Source organism: Qipengyuania zhejiangensis (assembly GCF_035607565.1).
GTDB lineage: Bacteria > Pseudomonadota > Alphaproteobacteria > Sphingomonadales > Sphingomonadaceae > Qipengyuania > Qipengyuania zhejiangensis.
Map to the genome: position 1 here is coordinate 788,780 of NZ_JAYKGO010000001.1, position 22,071 is coordinate 810,850.

Annotated in this window: 18 protein-coding genes and 1 tRNA gene; 12 read left to right on the plus strand and 7 right to left on the minus strand. The window is 61.6% G+C overall.

Translation table 11 applies throughout. The annotated features are described in order from the left end of the window. The first annotated feature begins 22 nt into the window (after window positions 1-22). From VR863_RS03795 to VR863_RS03830, 8 genes are all read left to right on the plus strand, one after another. Complete coding sequence (locus VR863_RS03795; RefSeq protein WP_324827097.1) at window positions 23-2,221, plus strand: GumC family protein; 2,199 nt, start codon at window positions 23-25, stop codon at window positions 2,219-2,221. After that, on the plus strand, window positions 2,221-3,342 hold the full coding sequence (locus VR863_RS03800; protein WP_324827098.1) for a hypothetical protein: 1,122 nt from the start codon (window positions 2,221-2,223) through the stop codon (window positions 3,340-3,342). The genes VR863_RS03795 and VR863_RS03800 overlap by 1 nt, the downstream gene beginning before the upstream one ends. 156 nt (window positions 3,343-3,498) lie before the next feature. Further along, window positions 3,499-4,665 (plus strand): nucleotide sugar dehydrogenase, encoded by a 1,167-nt coding sequence (locus VR863_RS03805; RefSeq protein ID WP_324827099.1) that lies wholly within the window; start codon window positions 3,499-3,501, stop codon window positions 4,663-4,665. A 4-nt stretch (window positions 4,666-4,669) separates the two neighbouring features. Further along, a complete protein-coding gene (locus tag VR863_RS03810) occupies window positions 4,670-5,689 on the plus strand; it encodes an NAD-dependent epimerase/dehydratase family protein (protein ID WP_324827100.1) in 1,020 nt (339 codons plus the stop codon). 85 nt (window positions 5,690-5,774) lie between these two features. Then, the gene (locus VR863_RS03815) at window positions 5,775-6,170 is read left to right on the plus strand and encodes a glucuronosyltransferase (protein WP_324827101.1); all 396 of its coding nucleotides are present in this window, start codon (window positions 5,775-5,777) and stop codon (window positions 6,168-6,170) included. Then, window positions 6,167-6,646: a glycosyltransferase gene (locus VR863_RS03820; RefSeq protein ID WP_324827102.1), complete on the plus strand. Its 480-nt coding sequence runs from the start codon at window positions 6,167-6,169 to the stop codon at window positions 6,644-6,646. The genes VR863_RS03815 and VR863_RS03820 overlap by 4 nt, the downstream gene beginning before the upstream one ends. A gap of 43 nt (window positions 6,647-6,689) precedes the next feature. Continuing rightward, the gene (locus tag VR863_RS03825) at window positions 6,690-7,898 is read left to right on the plus strand and encodes an O-antigen ligase family protein (RefSeq protein ID WP_324827103.1); all 1,209 of its coding nucleotides are present in this window, start codon (window positions 6,690-6,692) and stop codon (window positions 7,896-7,898) included. Next, on the plus strand, window positions 7,898-8,755 hold the full coding sequence (locus tag VR863_RS03830; protein ID WP_324827104.1) for a glycosyltransferase family A protein: 858 nt from the start codon (window positions 7,898-7,900) through the stop codon (window positions 8,753-8,755). The genes VR863_RS03825 and VR863_RS03830 overlap by 1 nt, the downstream gene beginning before the upstream one ends. Before the next feature lie 7 nt (window positions 8,756-8,762). On the opposite strand, the gene VR863_RS03835 is transcribed toward VR863_RS03830, so the two are convergent. Together VR863_RS03835 and VR863_RS03840 are read right to left on the minus strand one after the other, a co-directional pair. After that, window positions 8,763-9,824: an alginate lyase family protein gene (locus tag VR863_RS03835; RefSeq protein ID WP_324827105.1), complete on the minus strand. Its 1,062-nt coding sequence runs from the start codon at window positions 9,822-9,824 to the stop codon at window positions 8,763-8,765. A 24-nt stretch (window positions 9,825-9,848) separates the two neighbouring features. Further along, on the minus strand, window positions 9,849-10,847 hold the full coding sequence (locus VR863_RS03840; RefSeq protein WP_324827106.1) for a sulfotransferase family protein: 999 nt from the start codon (window positions 10,845-10,847) through the stop codon (window positions 9,849-9,851). A gap of 164 nt (window positions 10,848-11,011) precedes the next feature. On the opposite strand from VR863_RS03840, the gene VR863_RS03845 reads away from it, so the two are divergent. Next, complete coding sequence (locus VR863_RS03845; protein WP_324827107.1) at window positions 11,012-12,340, plus strand: oligosaccharide flippase family protein; 1,329 nt, start codon at window positions 11,012-11,014, stop codon at window positions 12,338-12,340. 22 nt (window positions 12,341-12,362) lie between these two features. Then, entirely contained in the window at window positions 12,363-13,301 is a 939-nt protein-coding gene (locus tag VR863_RS03850; protein WP_324827108.1) for a sulfotransferase family protein, read from the plus strand. Between the two features lie 7 nt (window positions 13,302-13,308). Here the strand turns inward: VR863_RS03850 and VR863_RS03855 are convergent, their stop codons facing one another. The 3 genes from VR863_RS03855 to cpdR all read right to left on the minus strand — a co-directional run bounded on the left by VR863_RS03855 (window position 13,309) and on the right by cpdR (window position 15,895). After that, a complete protein-coding gene (locus VR863_RS03855) occupies window positions 13,309-15,189 on the minus strand; it encodes an acyltransferase family protein (RefSeq protein WP_324827109.1) in 1,881 nt (626 codons plus the stop codon). A 160-nt stretch (window positions 15,190-15,349) separates the two neighbouring features. Continuing rightward, a tRNA-Val gene (locus VR863_RS03860) sits at window positions 15,350-15,424 on the minus strand. 81 nt (window positions 15,425-15,505) lie between these two features. After that, window positions 15,506-15,895, minus strand: coding sequence for a cell cycle two-component system response regulator CpdR (gene cpdR, locus VR863_RS03865; protein ID WP_324827110.1), 390 nt, complete (start codon window positions 15,893-15,895; stop codon window positions 15,506-15,508). Between the two features lie 285 nt (window positions 15,896-16,180). Between cpdR and VR863_RS03870 the strand changes: the two genes are divergently transcribed. Both VR863_RS03870 and VR863_RS03875 read left to right on the plus strand, forming a co-directional pair. After that, window positions 16,181-18,916 carry a M10 family metallopeptidase C-terminal domain-containing protein gene (locus tag VR863_RS03870; RefSeq protein ID WP_324827111.1) on the plus strand — a complete coding sequence of 912 codons (2,736 nt, stop codon included), beginning with the start codon at window positions 16,181-16,183 and terminating at the stop codon, window positions 18,914-18,916. Between the two features lie 106 nt (window positions 18,917-19,022). After that, complete coding sequence (locus tag VR863_RS03875) at window positions 19,023-19,952, plus strand: N-formylglutamate amidohydrolase (protein WP_324827112.1); 930 nt, start codon at window positions 19,023-19,025, stop codon at window positions 19,950-19,952. 197 nt (window positions 19,953-20,149) lie between these two features. Here the strand turns inward: VR863_RS03875 and VR863_RS03880 are convergent, their stop codons facing one another. Both VR863_RS03880 and VR863_RS03885 read right to left on the minus strand, forming a co-directional pair. Then, complete coding sequence (locus tag VR863_RS03880; RefSeq protein ID WP_324827113.1) at window positions 20,150-20,974, minus strand: class I mannose-6-phosphate isomerase; 825 nt, start codon at window positions 20,972-20,974, stop codon at window positions 20,150-20,152. Then, window positions 20,971-22,008: a mannose-1-phosphate guanylyltransferase gene (locus tag VR863_RS03885; protein WP_324827114.1), complete on the minus strand. Its 1,038-nt coding sequence runs from the start codon at window positions 22,006-22,008 to the stop codon at window positions 20,971-20,973. The genes VR863_RS03880 and VR863_RS03885 overlap by 4 nt, the downstream gene beginning before the upstream one ends. Window positions 22,009-22,071: the final 63 nt, after the last annotated feature.

Sequence of the window (22,071 nt, forward strand, 5' to 3'; positions counted from 1 at the left end):
TCCCCTCCACGCGCCGCAGGCCGTGGACCAAGATCCCCGTTTGAACGGCCTTTCCAGCCCGGCAATGGATAGCGAGGAAGACAAGTTCTTCGATATCGATTTGCGGCGCATTTTGGCCGCGGTCCGTCGCAACATCATTCCGGCGGCCATCATTGTCGTCGGTGTGGTTGCGCTTGGCGCCATACTCACGCTTCTGATGGTGCCGCAGTATGTTGCGACATCGCGCGTGCTGGTCGAGCAGCAGGCCGAACAGATCCTCGAAGACAGCACGATGCCGGCGCAGGCCGCGTATCAGGATGCCGATCGCTTCCTGCAGACACAGCTCGATGTTATTCGCAGCCGATCGCTTGCGGAACGTGTCGTCGAGGCGAATGGCCTCGATGATCGCGGCGAGTTTTTCGAGGCGCTGGGTGCGGAAATTCCCACGGCGGAATCGCTGTCCGAAGCCGGACTTCCATCGGACCAGCTTGACGCTGTGCGAAAGGACAGCGCGATTGCCCTGATCCAGGAAAGCACGTCGGTTGCGCTTCCGGTCGACAGCCGATTGGTCGCGATCAGCTTCGAAAGCGCTAATCCGACCCTTTCAGCCGAGCTTGCCAATTCGGTGGCCGAAAACTTCATCGAAGCCAATCTTGCGCGCAAGTTCGACAGCTCTGCTTACGCCCGCCAGTTCCTGGGCCAGCAGCTGGAAGATGCGCGCACCAAGCTCGAAGAGAGCGAGCGCGAGCTTAACAGCTATTCGCGCGCGGCCGGATTGATCCGTATCACCGGACAAGGGGCCAACGCCGATACCGAAACCACCCTTTCGGTAACCAACGACACGCTCGTCCAGCTCAACGCTGCCGCAAGCGCGGCAACCGCCGAGCGCATTGCGGCCGAAAACCGCTGGCGCAACGTTTCCGGGGTTGCCGTGACATCGATTCCGCAGGTGCTTCAGAACCCGGCTATCCAGTCGCTTCTGCGCCAGCGAAGCGAAGTCGAAAGCGCACTGGCCGAAGAACGGGCGCGTCACCTTGCCGATCATCCCAATGTCCAGGCGCTTCAGGCGCAGACAGCGGAGATCAACAGGGAAATTCAAACGGTTGGCAACTCGATCAAGAATTCCGTGAAGCTGGAATACGAATCGGCTCTCGACCGTGAAAACGCCATCCGTTCGCGGGTGGGGGATGTACGTTCCGACGCGCTCAACGAACAGGACCGCGGCGTTCAGTACAACATTCTCAAGCGTGAAGCGGAAACGGACCGCGCGCTCTACAACACGCTGCTGACGCGTTATAACGAACTGAGCGCAACGGCGGGTGCGACATCGAACAACATCACGCTGGTCGATCTTGCCAACATTCCGCGCGAAGCGGATTCGCCCAATCTGAAGCTCAACCTGCTGCTTGCTCTCATCGCTGGCGTTGCATTGGCTGGCGGGTTCATCTTCATGCGCGAGCAGTTCGATGACGTGATGCGTGATCCCGACGATGTGGAACGCAAGCTGGGCCTTTCGCTCCTCGGCCTCATTCCGCGTGTCACCGACGGGACCCCGGAAGAAGAACTCGAAGACGCAAAGTCACCGATCAGCGAAGCCTATCGTTCGCTGGTCACCAACCTGCGGTACAGCACCTCGCACGGCATCCCGAGTTCGATGGCGGTCACGAGTTCGCAAAGCTCGGAAGGCAAGACGACCACGTCGAACCGCCTGGCGAGCGAGTTTGCCCAGCTCGGCAAGCGCACCTTGCTGGTCGATGCCGACCTTCGCCGTCCGACATTGCACCGGCGCACCAACCAGCGCGAACGCGATGGCCTGACATCGCTCCTCGCTGGCGAGCGGACGATCGAAGAGGTCATCTTCGCATCGGACATTCCGAACCTGTCCTATATGACCGCGCTGCCCATCGCACCCGACCCTGCGGCGCTTCTGCGGACCGACGCGTTCGCGAACCTCGTGGAAAAGCTGACATCGCAGTTCGATTGCGTGATCTTCGACGCGCCGCCGGTCCTTGGCCTGTCGGATGCGCCGATGATCGCCGCGCATGTCGAAGCGACGATCATGGTCATCGATTCCACCGCCGGTGGACGCGGGTCCAGCAAGGCTTCGGTCCGCCGCCTCAGGATGGTCGGTGCCAACATCATGGGCGCCGTGCTGACAAAGTTCGATCCCAAGGCCGGCAACGGTAGCTATTCGTACTATGGTGCGGATTACTACACGTACGAGACCCGCAAGGAGGACTGATGATCGGCGTCGGCAATATCTTGTCGATTGCGATCCGCGTGATCGTGTTCGCGGCGGTCATGCTGGTGGGTTACAACTACCAGCTGGACCGGTCGCAACAAAAGCAGCTCAGCATGCTCGCCCTGCCAGGTGGTATCGAAGGCGGGTTCGGCGATTTTCAGCGCGCGCGGATTGCCCTGATGAGCGATCCTGCATCCGCCTTGCCGCTTGCCGAGAAGGTCGTGCGCCAACGTCCGGTCAGCGCCGCCAACCTGGAAATTCTGGCAATCGCAGCGGCCGAAGCCGACGAAATGGACGAAGCAGGCGCTGCGCTTCAGCTGGCCGCGCAGCGCGGATGGCGGGGCGAATATACGCAAAGCGCCGCGGTTGCAGGTGCCGTGGCCGCTGGCGATTACGAAACGGCTGCTTTGCGTCTGGAAGGACTGATCCGGTCCGGATCGAGCGTGGAAGTCAGCGGGAACATCGCTGCCGCGATAGCCCAGGTTCCCGAAGCCCGCGCCGCCCTTGCGGATCGCATGTTGGCGAGCGAACCGTTCCGAACGCAGCTGAGCAAGGCGACCGCCAACCTTCAGGGGTTTGCTCCCGTCATGTCCCAACTCCTCGAACTTGGCGGGGAAAGGCAGCATGACTGCACGTTCCTTTCGCAGGTGGCGTTTTCCCTTCTCAAGGAAGGTCTGGGGGTCGATGGGGCGACGGGGTGGCCCGATCGCTGCGCCAAGGCCTTGAAGGCGGGAGAACTGGCACCTGAGGTTCAGGACCCGTTCGACTGGCGGCTTGGCAAGGCCCGTGGTCTCTCGCACAATGCAAGCGCGTGGCGCGAAGGGATCAACGCACGCAACCGCAGCCTGGTCGACCAGACGGCGGCCTATCGGTACGAATCCCTGCCCGCCGGAAACCAGGTGTTCGAATTCGTTTACGAAGCCGGGAGCCGCCCGGGGCAGGGCGATGCACGGCTTGAAATGGCGTGCGTGCGTGACGGCGGCAACAGGCCGGTTTCGTCCACGGCACAAGCCGACCTCGTAACCTTTGCAATTCCGGACGACTGTCCGGTTCAGCGCCTCTCGGTCATCGTCGAGCGAGGAGATTTTTCCGCATTGCGCGTAAAACGCGTCGGGTCGTAACGCATGGGCCTTGCCGCGACGTCATGGGCGGCTAAGAAGCCTGAATAACATTGAACCGGTCGGGCGCTTGCGCCGCACGCGGAGCAAGCCAGCCAGTCTGTCGGCCATTTCTCCCACCCTGCATCGGCAGGACGTCATTCTATTGGGGATTCGATTGTGAAGATTTCGGTTATCGGCCTGGGCTATGTCGGCCTGTCCAACGCCATCATGCTTTCACGCCACAATAGCGTAACGGGCTGCGATATCTCGGCCGAACGTGTTGCGCTGTTGAACTCGCGCCAGTCCCCGATCCGGGACGATCTGGTTGAAGAATACCTCCTCCGCGACGATCTGGATCTGGCTTTTACCACCGATATAGATGCCGCGCTCGACGGGGCCGAATTCGCGGTCATCGCGACGCCGACCAATTACGACCCCGAAACGAATTACTTCGATACATCGCTGGTCGAAACGGTGATCGAACGCATTCTCCAGGTCAATCAGACCGCGACGATCGTGATCAAGTCGACCATTCCCGTCGGCTATGTCGAAAGCGTAAGCGCCAAGTATTCGACGGACCGGATAATCTTCAGCCCCGAATTCCTGCGCGAAGGGAAGGCGCTGTACGACAACCTCCACCCGTCGCGCATCATCGTCGGCGAACGTTCGGACAGGGCGCAGAAATTCGCCAACCTGCTGGCCGATGCTGCCGAAGACAGCGATGTCTCCGTGCTTCTCACCGATGCCCGCGAAGCCGAAGCGATCAAGCTGTTTGCCAACACCTTCCTCGCAATGCGGGTCGCGTTCTTCAACGAACTCGACAGCTATGCGCTCGCGAGGGAGCTGGATTCGCGCCAGATCATCGAAGGGATCGGCCTCGATCCGCGTATCGGCGCGCATTACAACAATCCGTCGTTCGGATATGGCGGATACTGCCTGCCCAAGGATACCAAGCAGTTGCTGGCGAATTATTCCGAAGTTCCGCAGAATCTTATCCGGGCGATCGTGGATGCAAACCGCACCCGCAAGGATTTCCTGGCCGACCAGATCATTGCCCGTCACCCGAAAAAGGTCGGCGTCCACCGTCTGGTGATGAAGGCGGGATCGGATAATTTCCGCCAGTCATCGGTTCAGGGCATCATGAAGCGGATCAAGGCGAAAGGTATCGAAGTCATCGTATTCGAACCGACACTGGAAGACGATGAGTTCTTCGGCTCGCGCGTTGTCCGTGACCTTGGCGCGTTCAAACAGGAATGCGACGTGATCATCGCCAACCGCCTGACGGACGAACTGTCCGATGCGGCCGACAAGGTGTTCACCCGCGACCTTTTTGGCGCCGACTGACCCGATGGCCCAACGCACAGCCCTCGTCACCGGATCGGCCGGATTTATCGGATACTTCGTCTGCCAGCGCCTGCTGCGCGACGGGTTCCGCGTGATCGGGATCGACTGCCTGTCCGATTATTACGATGTCGCCCTCAAGGAACGGCGTCAGGCGATGCTTCTGCAGAACGAGGGCTTCCGCGCGATCAATGAACCGATCGAAACGCCGGACCTGTTGATGCAGCTGTTTGCCGATGAACAGCCCGATGTGGTCATCCACCTCGCTGCGCAGGCCGGGGTGCGTTATTCGATCGAGAACCCGCGGACCTACCTGGAAAGCAACATCATCGGTACCTTCGAACTGCTCGAAGCGGCCCGTGCCTATCCGCCGCAGCACATGCTGCTCGCGTCGACTTCGTCCGCCTACGGTGCGAACACGCAGATGCCCTACCGCGAGACGGTGAAGGCGGATCATCAGATGTCGTTCTATGCCGCCACGAAAAAGGCCACTGAGGCCATGGCGCATTCCTATGCCCACCTTTTCGGCCTGCCGGTGACGATGTTCCGCTTTTTCACGGTGTACGGTCCGTGGGGTCGGCCCGACATGGCGCTGTTCAAATTCGTGAAGGCTATCCTCGAAGATCGCCCGATCGATGTTTACAACCACGGCGACATGAAGCGCGATTTCACCTATGTCGAAGACCTGGTGGAGGCCATCCGGCTGCTGGTCGACGCTGTCCCAGAACGCCCTGAAAACGCTGAGGATATTGCCGAAGGCGACAGTCTTTCGCCGGTTGCGCCGTGGCGCGTCGTCAACATCGGCAATTCGCAAGCCGTCCAGCTGGTCGATTTCATTGCCGCGATCGAGGATGCGCTGGGACGCAAGGCGCAGCGCAATCTGTTGCCGATGCAGGCCGGCGACGTTCCGGCCACCTGGGCCGATGCCGATCTTCTGAAATCGCTCACCGGATATTCGCCAAAGACCGACGTGCGCGATGGGGTGCAGAAGTTCGTCGACTGGTACCGCGATTACTACGCGACCTGAGCACGATCCAATGCCGTCTCCCGCAGTTTCACCCAAGCGTCGAATTCTCGCCGTCGCCTCCACCGGTGGCCACTGGGAGCAATTGATGCTTCTGGCCCCGGCGTTCGAGGGCGCGGAAGTGACCTTTGCCTGCACCGATGGCGGGCAGGCCGAACGCTACGGGCTTGTCCGGTTCGAAACGCTGGACGATTGCAACCAGAACGAACCGGTGAAGCTGTTGAGGACATTGTGGCAGGCGCGTCGGCTTGTCAGGAAGATCGCCCCGGATGTGGTGGTGTCCACTGGCGCTGCGCCGGGCATTCTATGCCTCGTTTGGGCCCGGTTGGCGGGAGCGAAGACGATCTGGATCGACAGCATTGCGAATTCCGAAAAGCTATCCCTGTCCGGGCGACTGGCGATCAAGTTCTGCGACAGCGTTTACACGCAATGGGAACACCTGGCTTGCGGGAACAGGCCGGCCTATCGGGGAAGCGTCCTTTGATTTTCCTGACCCTGGGCACCCAATTGCCGTTCGACAGGCTGGTCCGCACGCTGGACGACGTTGCCGGCGATCTGGCCGAAGACGTGTTTGGACAGATTGGCCGTACCGATCTTCGCCCGGCCAATTTTCCCGTGACGCAATTCCTGACGCCAACGGAATTTGCCGCCCGTATGGAGCAGGCGAGGGTCATCGTCGGCCATGCCGGCATCGGTACGATCCTTACAGGCATGCGGATGCACAAGCCGCTGGTGCTGATGGCGCGCCGCGCTTCGCTGGGCGAACATCGCAACGATCACCAGAGCGCCACCGTGGCGCAGGTACGCAAGATTGCCGGAATCACGATCGTGGAAGATGCGGCGCAGATGAAGGCGGCGCTATCACGCAGCGATATTCCGGCAATGAGCGATCACGGTTCCACCGCGCGTGCGGCGATGATCGATGCCCTGCGAAGCGATGCCGGGCTGGATTGGGGATGATGGAAACCTTGCGCAGCACGCCCGTATATAGGAAGCGCGTCCGATGACGTATGTTGCCGCCCCTCCTGTGCCCGGCATGGCGCAGCCGATCGCTCGGCCGAATGATCGCCAGATTGTGCGCCAACCGCTTGTCGGCGCAATGATCATCGTGCTCGTTCTTGCCAGCCTGCAGAATTTCGCCGGTGTGTTCGCCGCAATCGTCGTTGCGATCATGGCGGGCGAGTTTCGTGACGGACGCTTGCGGCTCGGCGGGTTCGTCACCGCGTTTTACCTAATCTTCGCGTTCATGGCCACGCGGATGCTGTTGCCCGCGAGCGTGGGCATCGACGGCCAGCTCGAATCCATTCTGCGGGTTTTCGGTTTCGCCATGTTCTCCGGTTTCGCGCTTCGCATGACCGGGCGTGAACTGCTGTGGTCGATCGTCGGATACCTCGCATTCACGATGTTCCTGTTCCCGATCTACCTGATCTGGGAAGTGTTCGAGGTCGTCGATTTCTCCGGCCAACGCCGGTTCGCCGGGCTCATGATCCACGCCAACCATCTTGGCTACGTTTCGGCGGCTACGGCGGTCACACTCGCCTACCTGCGGTTTGCCAGGAAAATGCCCTTCCGCTTCCTCTGGCCGGCCGTGGCCATGTGCCTTGTGCTGGTCTTCATGAGCCGCAGTTCCGGGGCGCTGCTGACGGCCGTCGCCGGGTTCGGGCTCATCCCATTGTCGGTTCGCCCGACGATGCGGACGTTTGTGATCGCGGCGCTCGCCTCGATCCTCGTCATCCTCGTAATGCTGACGCCCGAGGGGCAGGCGGCGATCGACAAGTTGATCAATTTCGATACGCGCACCGTGCTGACCAAGGCCAGCCGCCACCAGTTCGGAGCGCAAGGATCGTCCTTTGCCTGGCGCATGTCCTATTGGATCGCCCTGTTCAACGCGCAGGTCGATTCCGGGATGCTGTACGTAATTCTGGGGCAGGGCGGCGGTGCATCGACCGAAGGGGAACGCGTGTTCTCCTTCATGACCAAGGACACCCACTCGGACATTATTCGCGTGTTCCTGTCCTTCGGGATCGTCGGCGTCATCGTGGTTTTCTCGTTGCTGGCCAAGGCGGTCATGAAAACCCGAAGTGCGATGATCGGACCCGTCGTGTTTTTCGTCCCCATGCTCGCAGGCAACAGCCTGTTTTCGTCTGCTGTGCTGTTCGGCCTGGTGCTGCTGTGCACGGCGATGATCAAGATTCCTGACAAGGCCAACTGATGACCAGGCGCATTTTCCTGTCGACCCCCCTCCGAAACGAAATCGACAATATCGACCGGCTGTTTTCTTCGGTCGCGGCCCAGCATTATCCGATCGATCTGTGGGTCATCGTGGAAAACGGTTCGACCGACGGTTCGCGCGAGGAATTGGCGCGGCGGGCAGCCCCGACGAATGTGGCCGAACTGGTCGTCCTCAACGAGGACACCGAAAGCGGGGACTATGCGCTCGGCGCGAAATACGCGCGCATCACGAACCGAGGGTTCGATGAAATTCGTGCGCGGCGCGACCTGGGATCTGAAGATCTGATCGGGATACTCGACGCCGACAGCTTCCCCGAACCGGGGTATTACGCATCGCTCGCCCGTGCTTTCGACGCCAATCCAAAACTCGGTATCGCCAGTGGCCCGAGCGTGAACGAAGGCGATGGCGAGGTCTCGCTCCACGCGGCCGATTGGGTGCGGGGCAGTTGCCGCCTGTGGCGCGGCGCCTGCATGATCGAATCGGGGTATCTGATCGGCCCATCGGCGGACACTCTTTCCCTCGCCCGCGCGGAACTCGACGGGTGGGAAGCCAAGGTCGTGCCCGATGTGCCGTTCCGCGCGCGCGAAGTCGGCACGCGGTCGAAGCAGAAGTATTACGGATCCTCCGCCTACTTCCGTGGCAACACCCCTCTGTATGCCCTCATTCGCGGGGCAAAGTTCGCGCGCCACGGGCGGATCGCATCCGCGCGCGAGTATCTGGCGGGATATTTTGGTGCCCTGCGCGCCGGCGAAGAACGCTTGAACGACCCGGCACTGCGTTCCTATTTCGGTAGCTACGTCGCGCGAAAGCTTCGCCGCAAGCTGGGGCGCGCCTGAGCGAGACTTACCTTTCCCAGATATCCAGCGGTGCGCCGCCAAGATAAGGGAATGTCAGCTGGCGCCAATCGGGCATCGCTGCGCAACTCGGGTCACCCGGTGCCAGGTCGCGGCACCATAGGGCGGGGCCTACGAACAGGCGGTTGCGGCGGGCAGGATCGGGCAACTTGCCCTGCGCCGCGCCTTCCAGGGCATACCGTGCGAGCCGATCGAGATTTGCGCGCGCCTGTCCGTCCACCGGAATCCCGTTCCGCCGCAGCACCAGTTCGGTCGCCACGAGGGGGTTCAGCGCGAAGAAATGGTATTCGGTGGCCTTCGCACCGCGCCTGACCTCGCTGGCCATCGCGCCATCGCTATCGACGGTCTGGAGCACACGGCGCCATTGCTCGCCCGCCCAGCGCAACTGCGTCTGGTTGCCGGTCGCCTCGCCGGTTGCCGCTACCATCATGGCAGCCCAGGCGCCCAGATTGCCCGTCCGCTGTGCCCGGGGCGGAATGAATTCCGACGTGAACCGGCGGTCGGCAGGGTCGCGCGTGTAGGCGGTGATGACCGAGTCGCCCAGCTTGACCATCCATTCGGCGATGATGGCGGCATCGTCTTCGTAAAGCGGTGTGCCCGCCTGTTCCATCAGTTGCAGGTTGCGGCGATGAGCCAGCGCGAGGCCGGATATGTAGAACAGGCGTTCGTTGAACCCGCGCTGGTTGTTGTTGCCCAGCAAGGCGTCGCTCCGCGCCCAATAGGCGAGTTCGGCCGTCTTGCACTTCGCTGCGGCAAGATCGTCTGCCCGCAGGTCCGCCGGGATCGTTTGCTGGCGTTGGACCATGTCCCTTAGAGGCGCGGACTGGGCCATCGCTTCGTCCAGCGCCTCACTGTCGATGATGGCGTTGTTGCGTCCGCGGTAATATTTGTCCGACCGAATTTCGGATATCGCGTTCTGCGGGAAAACGCAGGCCGCAGCCGGCGTTGCCGCCGAGAGCGGAGCGAGCGGGGTGATGGATCCCAGTAACGCAAAGGACGATGCCGCAAATGCGGCTTTTTGCCATTTCGAAGGGCGGAACGCGTGTGTCATGGTCCTACCGTGCGACACCAAGCCTTACCGGGGCCTGAGCAGGCGGTTAATCCTCTTGCGAGTTTCCGGATTGGTGAGAGCCTCGCCGCCGTAATATTTGGCGAACCGGAAGCTGGTGCGCAACAGGGGCACCAAACCGCTGAACGAAACGCCCTTCCTGGGTTCGTCAAAGCCAAGCGCGGCGCGTTGGGAATACAGCACGCGGTCGCTCAACCACAGTTCCATCGGCGAAAGGGCGCGTTCTTCCGGCTGTTCCTTCCGGGCGGCGTAGGAGCTGTTGCTGCCCAAATTCGCCAGGTCGAGCCCTTCGTCGATGCGCGATCCCAGAAACGCGTTGATCCGTTCAACCTGGGTGCGGGTATCGGAAACCAGGTCTTCGTAGGTGAGCAGGAACATGTTGTCCGGGTATTTCGCGCTGAGCTTGCGCCAGGCATTGGCTGCGTTTCTCCACGCCATCGACTGGGCAATCGGGTGATACCGGTCCGCTGCCGGGCGCTTGGGGTAATATTTGTACGACCGCAGGGTCATGCGTGGATCGCGCAGAAGGAAGATCACCCGAACGTCGGGCCACTTGGCGACAAGACGATCGACGTGATGGTAATCCTGCGGCGTGTTCCAGCCCCAGCGGGTTTTGCCCACGGCAGCGGCGCCGGCCATCGTAACCGCCTCGACGATATCGCCCCAGTCGCCGGTGATGCCGGTGTCGCCTTCGCCGGGCCATTGCGCGTCGATGGCCGCCAGGGCCGTATCGAGCTGGTCCGGCGTCATTTCGGCGCTGTTCGCGATCCCTTTGGGGGAGTGCACGGCTGACCGATGGCGCACCATGTTGCGCACGAGTTCCTTCGCCTCACGCGCCTGCTCGACAGATTTGAAGCCATTCCAGCTGTCCTGGCTGTCGATCAACTGCAGGTAATAGAGGTCGTTGAGCGCAAAATGGTCGGGGGATTCGTTGATGATCTTGGTCAGCAGCGTCGAGCCGCTGCGCGGTAGGCCGACAAGTACGACCGGACCGGGTTTCGTCATGATTGAAGACCTTTGGGTACGGGCTGGAAAGCCGCGTTTTCTGTTGCGCTGCGGCATAGCTTTGGCGCATTGGGCAAATCAAGAGCGCAGGAGCGACTGGCGTCGTATTCGCAGCGTCCACGTGTTAGGCCTTCCGTCGGATGACGGGGCGCATCTGGGGTTCAATGGACAAGTCGATACTTCGCAGTTCGGGCGGCACCACGATCGCCAAGGCCGCCCAGGCCGGTTTGGGCCTGCTGACCGCGCTCGTCCTCGCGCGGGTCTTCGGCGCAGAGATTTTCGGCATTTTTGCCTATGCCACGGCCACGGCGATGCTTGTGTCGATCTTCACCCGCCTGGGGTTCCACGTCCAGATCATCTACGCGATGAACCGGGCGATCACGCAGAAGCGCGAAGGCGATATCGCGACCATCGTGGCCACCGGGCTGATCGCATCGCTGGCGGCATCGATCGCGGGTGGATCGCTACTTTACTCGGTTCTGTTCTTCGTGCCCGAATGGCAAATGGCGCCTGCCCTGAAATTCAGCGCGGCGCTGGTCGTCGTCTCGGCGCTGGTTCAGATCATCGGCGGCGCGATAACGGCCATGGGAAAGGTTGTGCTGGGCGTTTCGGTTGAATCGGTGTTCAAACCGGTTCTGTTCCTGATCGGCGTGGGCATCGTGCTGTTGGGGGCGTCTCCCGAAGAGATCGGGTATGACGGGCTGTTGCAGGTGTTCATCGTTTCCCAGACGCTGCTCGTGGCAGGGTCGACAGCGGTCCTGTTCTACTGGATCCGCAAGAGCTATGGGCCGCTGCGCTGGCGCAGGTGTATTTTCTGGCCCGGCGTCAGGGAAGCGCAGCCGTTCATGCTCGCGAACGCGATGCTGCGGCTATACCAGGAAGCCGGTCTCGTGGCGGTGGGCATTTTCTTCCTGCCGGTCGACGTCGCTCTCTTCCGTATTGCGGCGCAGACTTCGGCGTTGATTCCGTTCGGGCTGCAGGCGCTTCAGGCCGTGTTCCGGCCCCGTATCGCGCGCCGTTATGCAGACGGTCCCGCCGAACGCCGCGAACTGCAGCGCGAACTGACGCACATGACCAGGCTTCTGGCGGTGCTTGAAAGCCCGCTGATCCTTGCGCTCATTTTCCTGTCCCCGCTCGTCGGATGGATTTTCGGGGAGGAGTTCGCCGCCGCTGCAACCTTGCTGACGATTCTTTCGGTCGGTCAGGCCTATAGCATCCTGTGCGGGCTGAACGGCGACGTATTGAACATGACCGGCCGGGCGAACATTGCGGCGCGCTGGGCGATCATCGCGCTTGTACTGGTGGTGGCGTTCATGTGGCCGTTCATCCAGATTTTCGGGTTGGCGGGCGCGGCGCTGGCAGTATGCGTCACCCGTCTGATCTGGAACACCGCGCTCGTGCTGGCCGCCGTGCGCCACACAGGATTGCACACCACGGTTGCGGGACGCCTCGCGGTGCTCGAAAGGGTCACGGGGCGGGCCGAACCGGAATGATCGCGTCGAGGAATTGTTTGATATGAGCGGTGCAGGGCAGATTTTCATCGGCGGTTGCGATCGATCGGGCACGACGATGCTGGCGTCCATGCTTGGCGGGCATTCGCGTGTGCTGTGCCTTCCCGAAAGCCATTTTTTCCAGCAGTTCGCTGCCTCGGGTCTTGCGGGAGACGCGCTCGTCTCGGCGATCGAAAAGCATCCACGGTTCGAACTGTGGGGCGTGGACCTGTCGGCCGAAGATCGTGCGGAATTGGCTGCACAGCCCGGTTTTTCAGCGTTTGCCGACCTGTTGGCGCGTTTCTATGCGCGCAGCCACGGGGTCGCCGGTCACGAAGTGTGGGTCGATCATGCACCGCGCAATTGCGGACGTTTTCTCACCTTGGCGCGCGCGTTTCCGCAGGCGCGCTTCGTTCACATGGTTCGGGACGGACGCGCCGTTGCCAATTCGTGGATGGGGCAGGACTGGGGACCGAACAACATTACCGCAGTGGCCGATGCCTGGGCCTTGCGGCTGGCCCAGGGCCTGTCCGCCGAAGCAGCGTTGGGCGACCGGATCGTGCGCATTTCCTACGAGGAGGTCGTGGCCGATCCCGAAGTCGCCATCCGCAAGGTTGCCGGATTGGCGGGGATCGCATTCGAAGCCGCGATGCTCGACGCGCGGGGGTTTCGCCTGCCCGAACACTCCAAGGATACGCACAGCCTTCTGACGGCAGACAGCAGCAGGGGCGTATCGTCCGGTCGCCTGGAAAGCTGGCGGCGTGACCTTCATCCCCGCCAGATCGAATTGTTCGAAAGCCGCGCGGGCGATCTGCTCGAGGCGCTCGGGTATGATCCCGTCAACGTCGATCCACAGCCCCAGACCCGCAAGGAAAAGCTGCGCGATCTTGGCCGGGAGCTGTATCTTGGCGCGCGAAACATTCCCCGCCGAAACCGCCGACACGGCTTCGGCACGTTTCGGTAGAATCGCGTTACTTCAGGCCGACGCCGCGCCGGATGGCGGAAAGGTTTTCTCCGACCACGTCGCGTGATCCCGACAGGGTAAGGTGGCCATAATCGAAATGCATCGGCTCGCCGCTGCTCGACAGTGTGCGGCATGCGCCACCGGGACAGATGGTTTCAATCATATCGATGTATGTCGCGCTCGCTTGTTCGGCTGCGCCAGCCATTTGGGTGCCGACTGCCTTGCGCCCTTGGGTGAGATGATGAGACAGGTCGGCGCCTGCCTTGGCGTCCCTCGCAAGCAAGAGCGGAAACGTGCCGTTATATTCGACCATCGGGCCGACCAGAACCACATTGACGCCCTTGTCGCGCAGGCGCCTGAGCGTGGGGCCAATCCGTGCCGCATCACCGGGCCTCCAGCGTGCCGCGATGACCACGGCATCGAAGCCGCCCCGGTCGAGCACATCGGACAGGACCCACTCGCGCATCCGGGTGCAGCGGGACGCGCCCTTGTCGCCCAGGATCGGATGGCACCCTGACGCCGTCGCCTGCATGACGTTGGCGTCCGGCAGCAAGGCATCCAGAGCGCCCCAATACTGCGCCGCATGGCTGTCACCCAGCAACAGGACGTTGCGCTTGTCCGCGTCCGGCGTGATGCAGGCGGCGCGATCGTAGGAGGCAAATCCGCCATCGTCGTTGCCGATGAAGCACGTGCCACGCCGGTATTGCGCCAGGTAATCGGGCTTGGCCGTGTAATCGGCATAGTCGGCCAGTGCGACTGTCTGTGCGGGGTACGAGCGTAGCGAAACCGGCTTCGCTGACATGGCGAGGCCAAGCACGACGAAGACGCTGAGCGCACCCAATCCGGCCAGCACCACGCGCCCGGCAGGCAGCGCGCGCATTGCCTTGCTGCGAAACGGTTTTTCGACCCAGAAAGTCGAGATGGCGCCAAGCGCCATGGAAATTGCAAACAGCACAGCCGCCGCAAGCGGTGCCGGCTCGCCGCCGTATTCGATCTTCCAGAACACGATCACGGGCCAGTGCCACAAATAGAAGCTGTAGCTGATCTTGCCGATCCACACCGCGGGACCACTGCTCAGGATCTTGCCGACCGAATTGCCTTCCGCGCAACCGATCAGCAGCGCGCTGCCGAGGACCGGGATCAGGGCGGCCCATCCGGGGAAGGGGGTTTGCTTGTCGAACAGGAAAATTGCCGCCGCAATCATGGCCATGCCCAGCCAGGCGAGCGCGGGGTTGTTGTTCCACCGAAACACGCCCTTGCGCATGGCGATGGCCAGCAGCGCTCCGACGCCGAGTTCCCATGCGCGGGTCACGATGAGGTAAAAGGCAAACGGCTGTTTGATCTGCGTGATCGCAACCGATGCGACCAGCGAAACCACCACAATTCCCAGCAACACCGCCAGCACCCGCTTACGCGCATAGCGCATGACCAGATACAGCAGAGGCGGGAAGAAGATGTAGAACTGTTCTTCGACCGCGAGCGACCAGGTGTGCAACATGGGCTGCGTTTCGGCTGGCGCGCTGAAATAATCCGCCGTCAGCATGAAATAGATGTTCGAGATGAAGCCCGCAGCAGCAGCCACCGTCTTGCCCAGATCGACCTGCTCGACCGGGAACAGCAGCCACGCACCGGCCACAAGAACGCCAGTGAACAGCGCGACCAGCGCCGGCACGATGCGCAGGACGCGGCGCTTGTAGAATTCGAGCAGCGAGTATTCGCCTGCTTCCATTTCCTGGTGGAGAATGCCGGTTATCAGGAACCCGCTAATCACGAAGAAGACGTCCACACCGACATAGCCGCCCGGCATGAACGTGGCCCCGAGGTGGAAAATGACGACCGCAAGGACCGCGATCGAACGGAGGCCGTCAATATGTGCCTTGTAGGTCATGCGCTTCCGGAAACGTGGCAGGGATGCTGGATTGCAGGGCACGCGGCGGTGCTGCGGCGCTCTGCATACCGTCTGCCTGCAAAGAGGCAAGGTTGCGTCCCCGTTAATCGCCTGTGGCGTGGTGCACGCGGTGTCCGGAGGATGTTGGGAAGGGGGATGATGGTGGGCGTACCAAGGTTCGAACTTGGGACCCCTGCGATGTCAACACAGTGCTCTACCACTGAGCTATACGCCCACGCTATCATCGTCCTACCCCGTGGGGCAGGCGCGCCCTTTAGCGAGCCTTCCAGACCCGTGCAAGGCCCAAATGGCCCGACTAGAGCTGGATACTTACCCGGTCGTGGAGAACCCGTTCGACTTCGAGGACGAGGTCGCGCAAATGGAAGGGCTTCGACAGCACCTTTGCGTGCGGTTGCTCGCGGCTCGCCTTGAGCGTGACCGCCGCGAATCCCGTGATGAACATCACCTTCGTGTCCGGGCAAAGTTCGTTGCAGCGCTGGGCCAGTTCGATCCCGTCCATTTCCGGCATCACGATGTCCGACAAAAGCAGATCGTAGCCGCCTTTCTCAAGCAGGGGGATTGCAGCGGTGCCGCGGTCCACCGCATCGACCTGATAACCGGCGGTTACCAAAGCGCGTTCGAGATAGACGCGCATTGCGTTGTCATCCTCAGCGAGGAGAATCCTGTTGGAAGGGCTATCGCTCATGGGCTGGCTTGTACGCGCGGTCGCTTAAAAAAGCATGTATGACGAAGAAGATTGCTTAAGGCCCAGCACGGACGGATGTCGGGCCTGGAAAGGAAATCGTCGGGCAGACCAAGCGAATTGCCTAAGCAAAGCAAATTCATTTGGTTAACGCTCTGGAGGAGGTCGACAGCCATGTAACTTTGGCATACGCTTCTGCGTACGGGATTTATCTATCAGTAATCACCACAGTAATGGCTTGGGCCGGGTCGCACGTTCACAAGTCGAATTGGGCTAGGGAGAGCATCGATGTTTACGGAAAATCTTGGACGGGGCGAATGGGGGCTGCGTCAGTGGGCGCTTGCTGGTGACACGACCCAAACGGCCAGTCCGGCTGCAACGTTCGAGATTGCAGCGGAAAAGATCGTCAGATCGTATATCGACATTCCGGGAGATTCCTCGACCACGGCGGTCGTCACCATCGACAGCACAACGGTCAATGTCCTCGAAACCGAAGGCGACACCGACTGGTTTCGTATCGACCTGTCCATCGGCCAGCGCATATCGATCGCGTTGAACGGCGCAGGCGCATCGCCGCTTTCCGATCCTTTGCTCCAACTGCGCGACGCCGCCGGCAATGTCGTTGCGGCCAATGATGATTTCGGGTCGCTCAACTCGTTCCTGACCTACATTACCACGCTGGACGGCACATATTATATCGACGCCGGTGCGTTTGCCGACTCCTATGCCGGTGAATACGAACTGATCGTGTCGCTTGCCGATGTAGCAGATGACAACTCCACCGACATTTCCATCAATATCGGAAATTCGCAGGTCGGTTACCTCGACGTTGTGGGTGATCATGATCGTTACGCGATCCAGCTGGTCGAAGGCGAAACGGTCCAGATCAACCTCAGCGGCATCGGAAATGTCGACCTGAACGATCCCTATCTGCGTATCTACGACGCAGCGGGCAATCTGGTCGCTTCCAACGACGATTCGGGCACGCTCGATTCCGAAGTGGTGTTCCAGGCGCTGTCGTCGGGAACCTATTACATCGACGCCGGAGCCTTTGCGGACGGTTACACCGGTTCGTATATCATCGAAACGCAGTACACCGATCCGCCCCCGCCGTTGACCGAGTTCACCTATGATGAAATCGCGCTTCAGCTGCTCGAAGGGTATTGGGGCGGTAACACGTTCTCGTTCGATGTCGGTGCAGACGGATCGATCACCGTCAACCTGACCGCGATCGAGGCCGATGCTCAGAACCTCGCGCGTGCCGCGCTGGATCTCTGGTCGGACATTACCGGCATCAACTTCGTGGAAGTCAGCGTCGCCGCGGAAATCACCTTCCAGGAAACCGATTCCGGCGCTTACGCCGAATTTACCAGCGCGACCGGCACCGGTCCGAACACTGTCCAGATCAACTCTGCGCTCGTAAACATCTCGACCTCGTGGCTCGACACCTACGGGGTGACGTTCGACACCTATTCCTTCCAGACCTACATCCACGAAATCGGGCATGCCCTGGGTCTTGGGCATGGCGGCGATTACAACGGTTCGGCCAACTATCCCACCGATGCGCTTTATCTGAACGATGCGTGGGCAACCACGGTGATGTCCTACTTCGATCAGGAGGAGAACACGTTCTTCGGCATCCAGGGCTTCAGCTGGGCGTTGGTGACGACCCCGATGGCCGGCGATATCGTGGCGATCACATCCCATTACGGCGCTTCCACCACGACCCGGACGGGCAACACCACCTACGGATTCAATTCGAACTCCGACCGGGCCATCCACGATGCGACCCAGTTCGCCGATACGGCCTATGCCATCTACGACAGCGCCGGCTTGGACATGCTGGATTATTCCGGTTTCGCGGCGGACCAGCTGATCAACTTGAACCCCGAAACCTTCATGAACATTGGTGGTCTGGTCGGTAATGTCGTGATCGGGCGCGGCGTGGACATCGAAAACGCGCGCGGCGGTAGCGGCAACGACACCATTATCGGCAACGACCTCGCCAACGATCTCAACGGTCTCGATGGGAACGACCGGCTCGAAGGCGGCGGCGGGGATGACCGGCTCGTCGGCAGCAACGGCGATGACACGCTGTTTGGTGGCGGCGGTCAGGACACGCTGCTGGGCGGATCGGGTGCCGACACGATGCACGGCGAAGGTCTTGCCGACACGATGAACGGTGGATCGGGCAACGATTACATGACCGGCAGCTTCGGTGCCGACGTGATTTTCGGCGGCGACGGGATCGACCAGATCTTCGGCGATTCGAACAACGATTACCTGCGCGGCGGAAACGATGCCGATACGATCCGCGGCGGGCAGGGCGCCGATAATCTCGGTGGCGGCGAAGGCGATGACTACCTCTATGGCGAGGATGGAAACGACCGTATCCAGGGGAACGGCGGCATCGATCGCATCTACGGTGGTAACGGCGACGATCTGCTGCGCGGCGGCGACGACGCCGACCGTATCTACGGCGGTGACGGCGCGGATACCCTCCGCGGTGACAATGGGGCCGACTTGTTGGTCGGCGGCATCGGAGACGACCTGATCAAGGGCGGCGCCGGTAACGATTCCATCTGGGGTGACGACGGGAACGACCGTCTGGTTGGCGAATCCGGTAGCGACGATTTCTACTTCTCGTCGGCACTTTCGGCGACCAACGTCGACGCCATTGTCGATTTCGAGGTCGGGATCGACACGATCCAGCTCGATCGCGGGATATTCGCCCAGATCAGCGTTGTGGGCACTTTGAACGCGGGCGCTTTCCGCACCGGGACTGACGCCCTGGATGCCGACGACCGGATTATCTATCGCAAGTCGACGGGCGAGATATTCTACGATGCGGATGGCAGCGGCAGCGGCGCAAAGGTGCTTTTCGCCACCGTTGCGGCGGGCACCTTGCTTTCCGCGGCAGATTTCGAGGCATTCGGAAACCCCGTGCCTGCCGAACCGATCGGTGGACTGCCGAAGGGCTTCGACCCGGACATCCTGGGCGCGGATATGCTCTTGATCGCCTGATCCGCATAATACCGATGAAAAATGACGCGGGGGTCGGGGCTATGCCTTGGCCCCCGTCGTCATTATGTTCGTTCTTCATGATGCAGGAATCATTTTGACGGGCGGATTGATCCGGGAACCGGACGAAGCGGGCGGCGCGATCCCCGGGCGCGAATCCGATCCCTCGTTCCGTCTGTGGCGGTCGCAATCGGGCGATCTGCCCGTTCTCCTCGCCGTTCCGCACGATGGCCGGCGTTATCCCGACACGTTGCTGGAGCGGATGCGTGACCCGGCAAACACCTGTCCCCGCCTCGAAGATCGCCATGTGGGTCAGATTGGGCACCAGATCGCGGCGGAAATCGACGTGTCGTTTCTGGCCGCCGAAGCACCGCGCGCGATGCTCGATCTCAACCGCTCGGCCGATGACATCGACTGGGGCATGGTTATGGGTAGCAAGCCGAAGGTAGCCCGGCATTCGATGGTGAACCGACGGGCGCGGAACGGCTTGGGGCTTATACCGCGCCGGATACCGGGGATGGGCGAGATCTGGCGCGGCCCTGTTTCCGTGGAAGATCTCAACCGGCGGATCGCCCTGGTCTACACACCCTATCACGCTGCCCTGGGCCGCGAACTCGACCGCCTCCGCGACGTGTGGGGGGCGGCCCTTCTGGTCGATCTCCATTCCATGCCCCCGCTGCGCCGCAGCACGCCGGGCGAATTGCCGGCGGAGTTTGTGCTCGGCGACCGTTTTGGCGCTTCGTGCGATGGCGGTCTTGCAGACCTTGCCATGCGGTATCTGGGCGGACACGGCAGGCGCGTGGCGCATAACCGGCCTTATGCCGGTGGCCATATGCTGGATCGTTACGGACAACCGGTGCGCGGCATCCACGCTATCCAGATCGAGGTCTGCCGCAGCCTGTATCTCGATTCCCGCCTCGATCAGCCAAGCGCGCGCTTGTCCGGAATCGGCAGGCTGCTTGGCGGGCTGGTCCAGGCTCTTGGGCACGAGGTTGCCGAAATGGGCCGGCCGACGCGGTTGGCCCAGGCGGCCGAGTGACCCCAAGAAAAAACCACCTCGTGCGAAACGCACGAGGTGGCCAAGGTTCAGGGAGGAAATGCACTCGCGTGCATCTTGCCGGACTAGCCATGAGGGGTGCATCGTCCGGCACGCCCGAAATAGGTGCGCCAAATTTGGCTTTCAAGGCTTTTGCGGGGGCAAACAGCCGCCGTTCGGCGCACTGCCGGAGCGCTTCGTCAGCTTGCGTCTTGGGGCGGAATCTTTGGCTTGGCGATCAGGGCGATTCCATCGCCAGATAGCGTTACGGCGCTCCCCTGCTGGGTCACCGCGCAGTCACCCACCTCCAGCACTTCATCGCCGAACCGGACGGTCCCTGCGTATGGGATGATCAACGTGGACTGGCTGTCCGTCAGATCCACTGCGCGACCACCGGCGCATCGGGCGAATGACAAGCTGAAATGCGGGCCGTCGACCAGCAGGCCCGTGTCGCCATCGATACGGCTCCGGTTTTCGTCCGCATATGGCTCGCAACTGGCCACCTGAAGGCCAGCGTCCAGGTGCAATTCGCGTGGGCGGCCATAATCGAACAACCGGAAGGTTATGTCGCTGTTTTGCTGGACTTCGATCAGACCCACGCCGCCGCCAATCGCGTGGACCGTCCCGGCAGGAATATAGAAGACATCCCCGCGTTTCACCTTGTGCCAGACCAGTCGATCGACAATCGATCCGTCCATCGCCGCAGACCGGACATCCTCGATCGCCATCGCGCTTTTGAAGCCGGCGGCGATCACCGCATCGGGTGCGGCATCGACGATGATCCAGCATTCGCTTTTGCCATTCGTGCCAAGACCCATGGTGCGGGCCTGCGCGTCGTCAGGGTGCGTCTGAACCGACAATCGCTCGCTCGCGAAGATGAACTTGACCAGCAGTTGCTGCAATTCAGGCGGCGGGTCGAACCACACTTCGCCAATCCGTTCGGGGCTGTCATGGTCGAAGGGTTCGGGAAGCTTTTCGACGCCCCAGACTTTTTCGACCGTGTGGCGAGCCAGCTTTCGGATCATTGCTTGCGGCACCGGCTGGCTTCCCCAACGCGTTGTACCGCGTCGCGGGCGGTGACCAGCACATCGTCACCATCGACGATCACGACCAGGTCGGTTGCGCCGATCACGGTGACATGCGGGCCATCGCTGTCGATCATAACGCCTGTCGACCCGATTGTTTCGCCCGGTCCGCAAACTACGTTCCCGTTTTCATCGGAGCTGCGTTTCGACATCAGGGCATCCCAATTGCCGATATCCGACCAGCCCATCGCGACATCGACCATGGCCGCGCGATCGGTGTTTTCCATGACCGCGTAATCGACGGATTCACCTTTTATGCCAGCAAAGGTGGGTTCGTCCGGGCGGATATGGCCGGATGCACGGTTTGCCTTCTGAAAGGCGGCAGCGGTCGCGGCCGCCAGCGCCGGACGATGACGTTCCAGCTCTGCCAGGAAGAAGCCTGCGCGAAAGGCGAAGATACCGCCGTTCCAGGCGTAATCGCCCGCTGCGAGAAATTTGCATGCGGTTTCGAAATCGGGCTTCTCGACGAAGCTGTGGATGCTGTGGCCACCCGGCAACGCATCCCCGCGGCGCAGGTATCCATAGCCCGTTTCTGGCGCAGTCGGTTCGATGCCGAAGGAAACGAGGTAATCTTCGCGCGCAAGGTCCGCCGCCACCGTGACGGCGCTGCGGAAGGCAGCAAGGTCTGCGATGAAGTGGTCGCTCGGACAGACCAGCATGATCGCATCCGGGGAAAGGGCATGCGCGGCCAAAGCGATTGCCGGCGCGGTGTTGCGCCCCATTGGTTCCACGATAAAGCGGGCATCAGGTGCAACATCGTTGGATTGGGGCAGGGCGAATTCGAGATGCTTTTCGCCCACCACCACGATCGGGGCATCGAAGAGGGTGCGATCTTTACACCTGTCCAGCGTGGCCTGGTAAAGTGTGCGGTCCCCCAACAGCGGGATGAACGGCTTGGGCCGGTCCGCCCGGCTACGAGGCCACAGGCGGGTGCCGCTCCCTCCGCACAGAACCACAGGAACGATCCCGGACATCACCCTCTCCACTCGATCTTGCCGGAACAGCGCCCGACGTCACATTTCCGCGATGGGTGATGC

Coding starts and splice junctions, on each gene's coding strand:
- VR863_RS03815 (WP_324827101.1), top strand. CDS start 5,775: ATGCTTCTGGCCCCGGCGTTCGAGGGCGCGGAAGTGACCTTTGCCTGC.
- cpdR (WP_324827110.1), bottom strand. CDS start 15,895: ATGAGCGATAGCCCTTCCAACAGGATTCTCCTCGCTGAGGATGACAAC.
- VR863_RS03880 (WP_324827113.1), bottom strand. CDS start 20,974: ATGATCCGAAAGCTGGCTCGCCACACGGTCGAAAAAGTCTGGGGCGTC.
- VR863_RS03840 (WP_324827106.1), bottom strand. CDS start 10,847: ATGACGAAACCCGGTCCGGTCGTACTTGTCGGCCTACCGCGCAGCGGC.
- VR863_RS03855 (WP_324827109.1), bottom strand. CDS start 15,189: ATGACCTACAAGGCACATATTGACGGCCTCCGTTCGATCGCGGTCCTT.
- VR863_RS03825 (WP_324827103.1), top strand. CDS start 6,690: ATGACGTATGTTGCCGCCCCTCCTGTGCCCGGCATGGCGCAGCCGATC.
- VR863_RS03870 (WP_324827111.1), top strand. CDS start 16,181: ATGTTTACGGAAAATCTTGGACGGGGCGAATGGGGGCTGCGTCAGTGG.
- VR863_RS03835 (WP_324827105.1), bottom strand. CDS start 9,824: ATGACACACGCGTTCCGCCCTTCGAAATGGCAAAAAGCCGCATTTGCG.
- VR863_RS03800 (WP_324827098.1), top strand. CDS start 2,221: ATGATCGGCGTCGGCAATATCTTGTCGATTGCGATCCGCGTGATCGTG.
- VR863_RS03885 (WP_324827114.1), bottom strand. CDS start 22,008: ATGTCCGGGATCGTTCCTGTGGTTCTGTGCGGAGGGAGCGGCACCCGC.
- VR863_RS03830 (WP_324827104.1), top strand. CDS start 7,898: ATGACCAGGCGCATTTTCCTGTCGACCCCCCTCCGAAACGAAATCGAC.
- VR863_RS03845 (WP_324827107.1), top strand. CDS start 11,012: ATGGACAAGTCGATACTTCGCAGTTCGGGCGGCACCACGATCGCCAAG.
- VR863_RS03810 (WP_324827100.1), top strand. CDS start 4,670: ATGGCCCAACGCACAGCCCTCGTCACCGGATCGGCCGGATTTATCGGA.
- VR863_RS03850 (WP_324827108.1), top strand. CDS start 12,363: ATGAGCGGTGCAGGGCAGATTTTCATCGGCGGTTGCGATCGATCGGGC.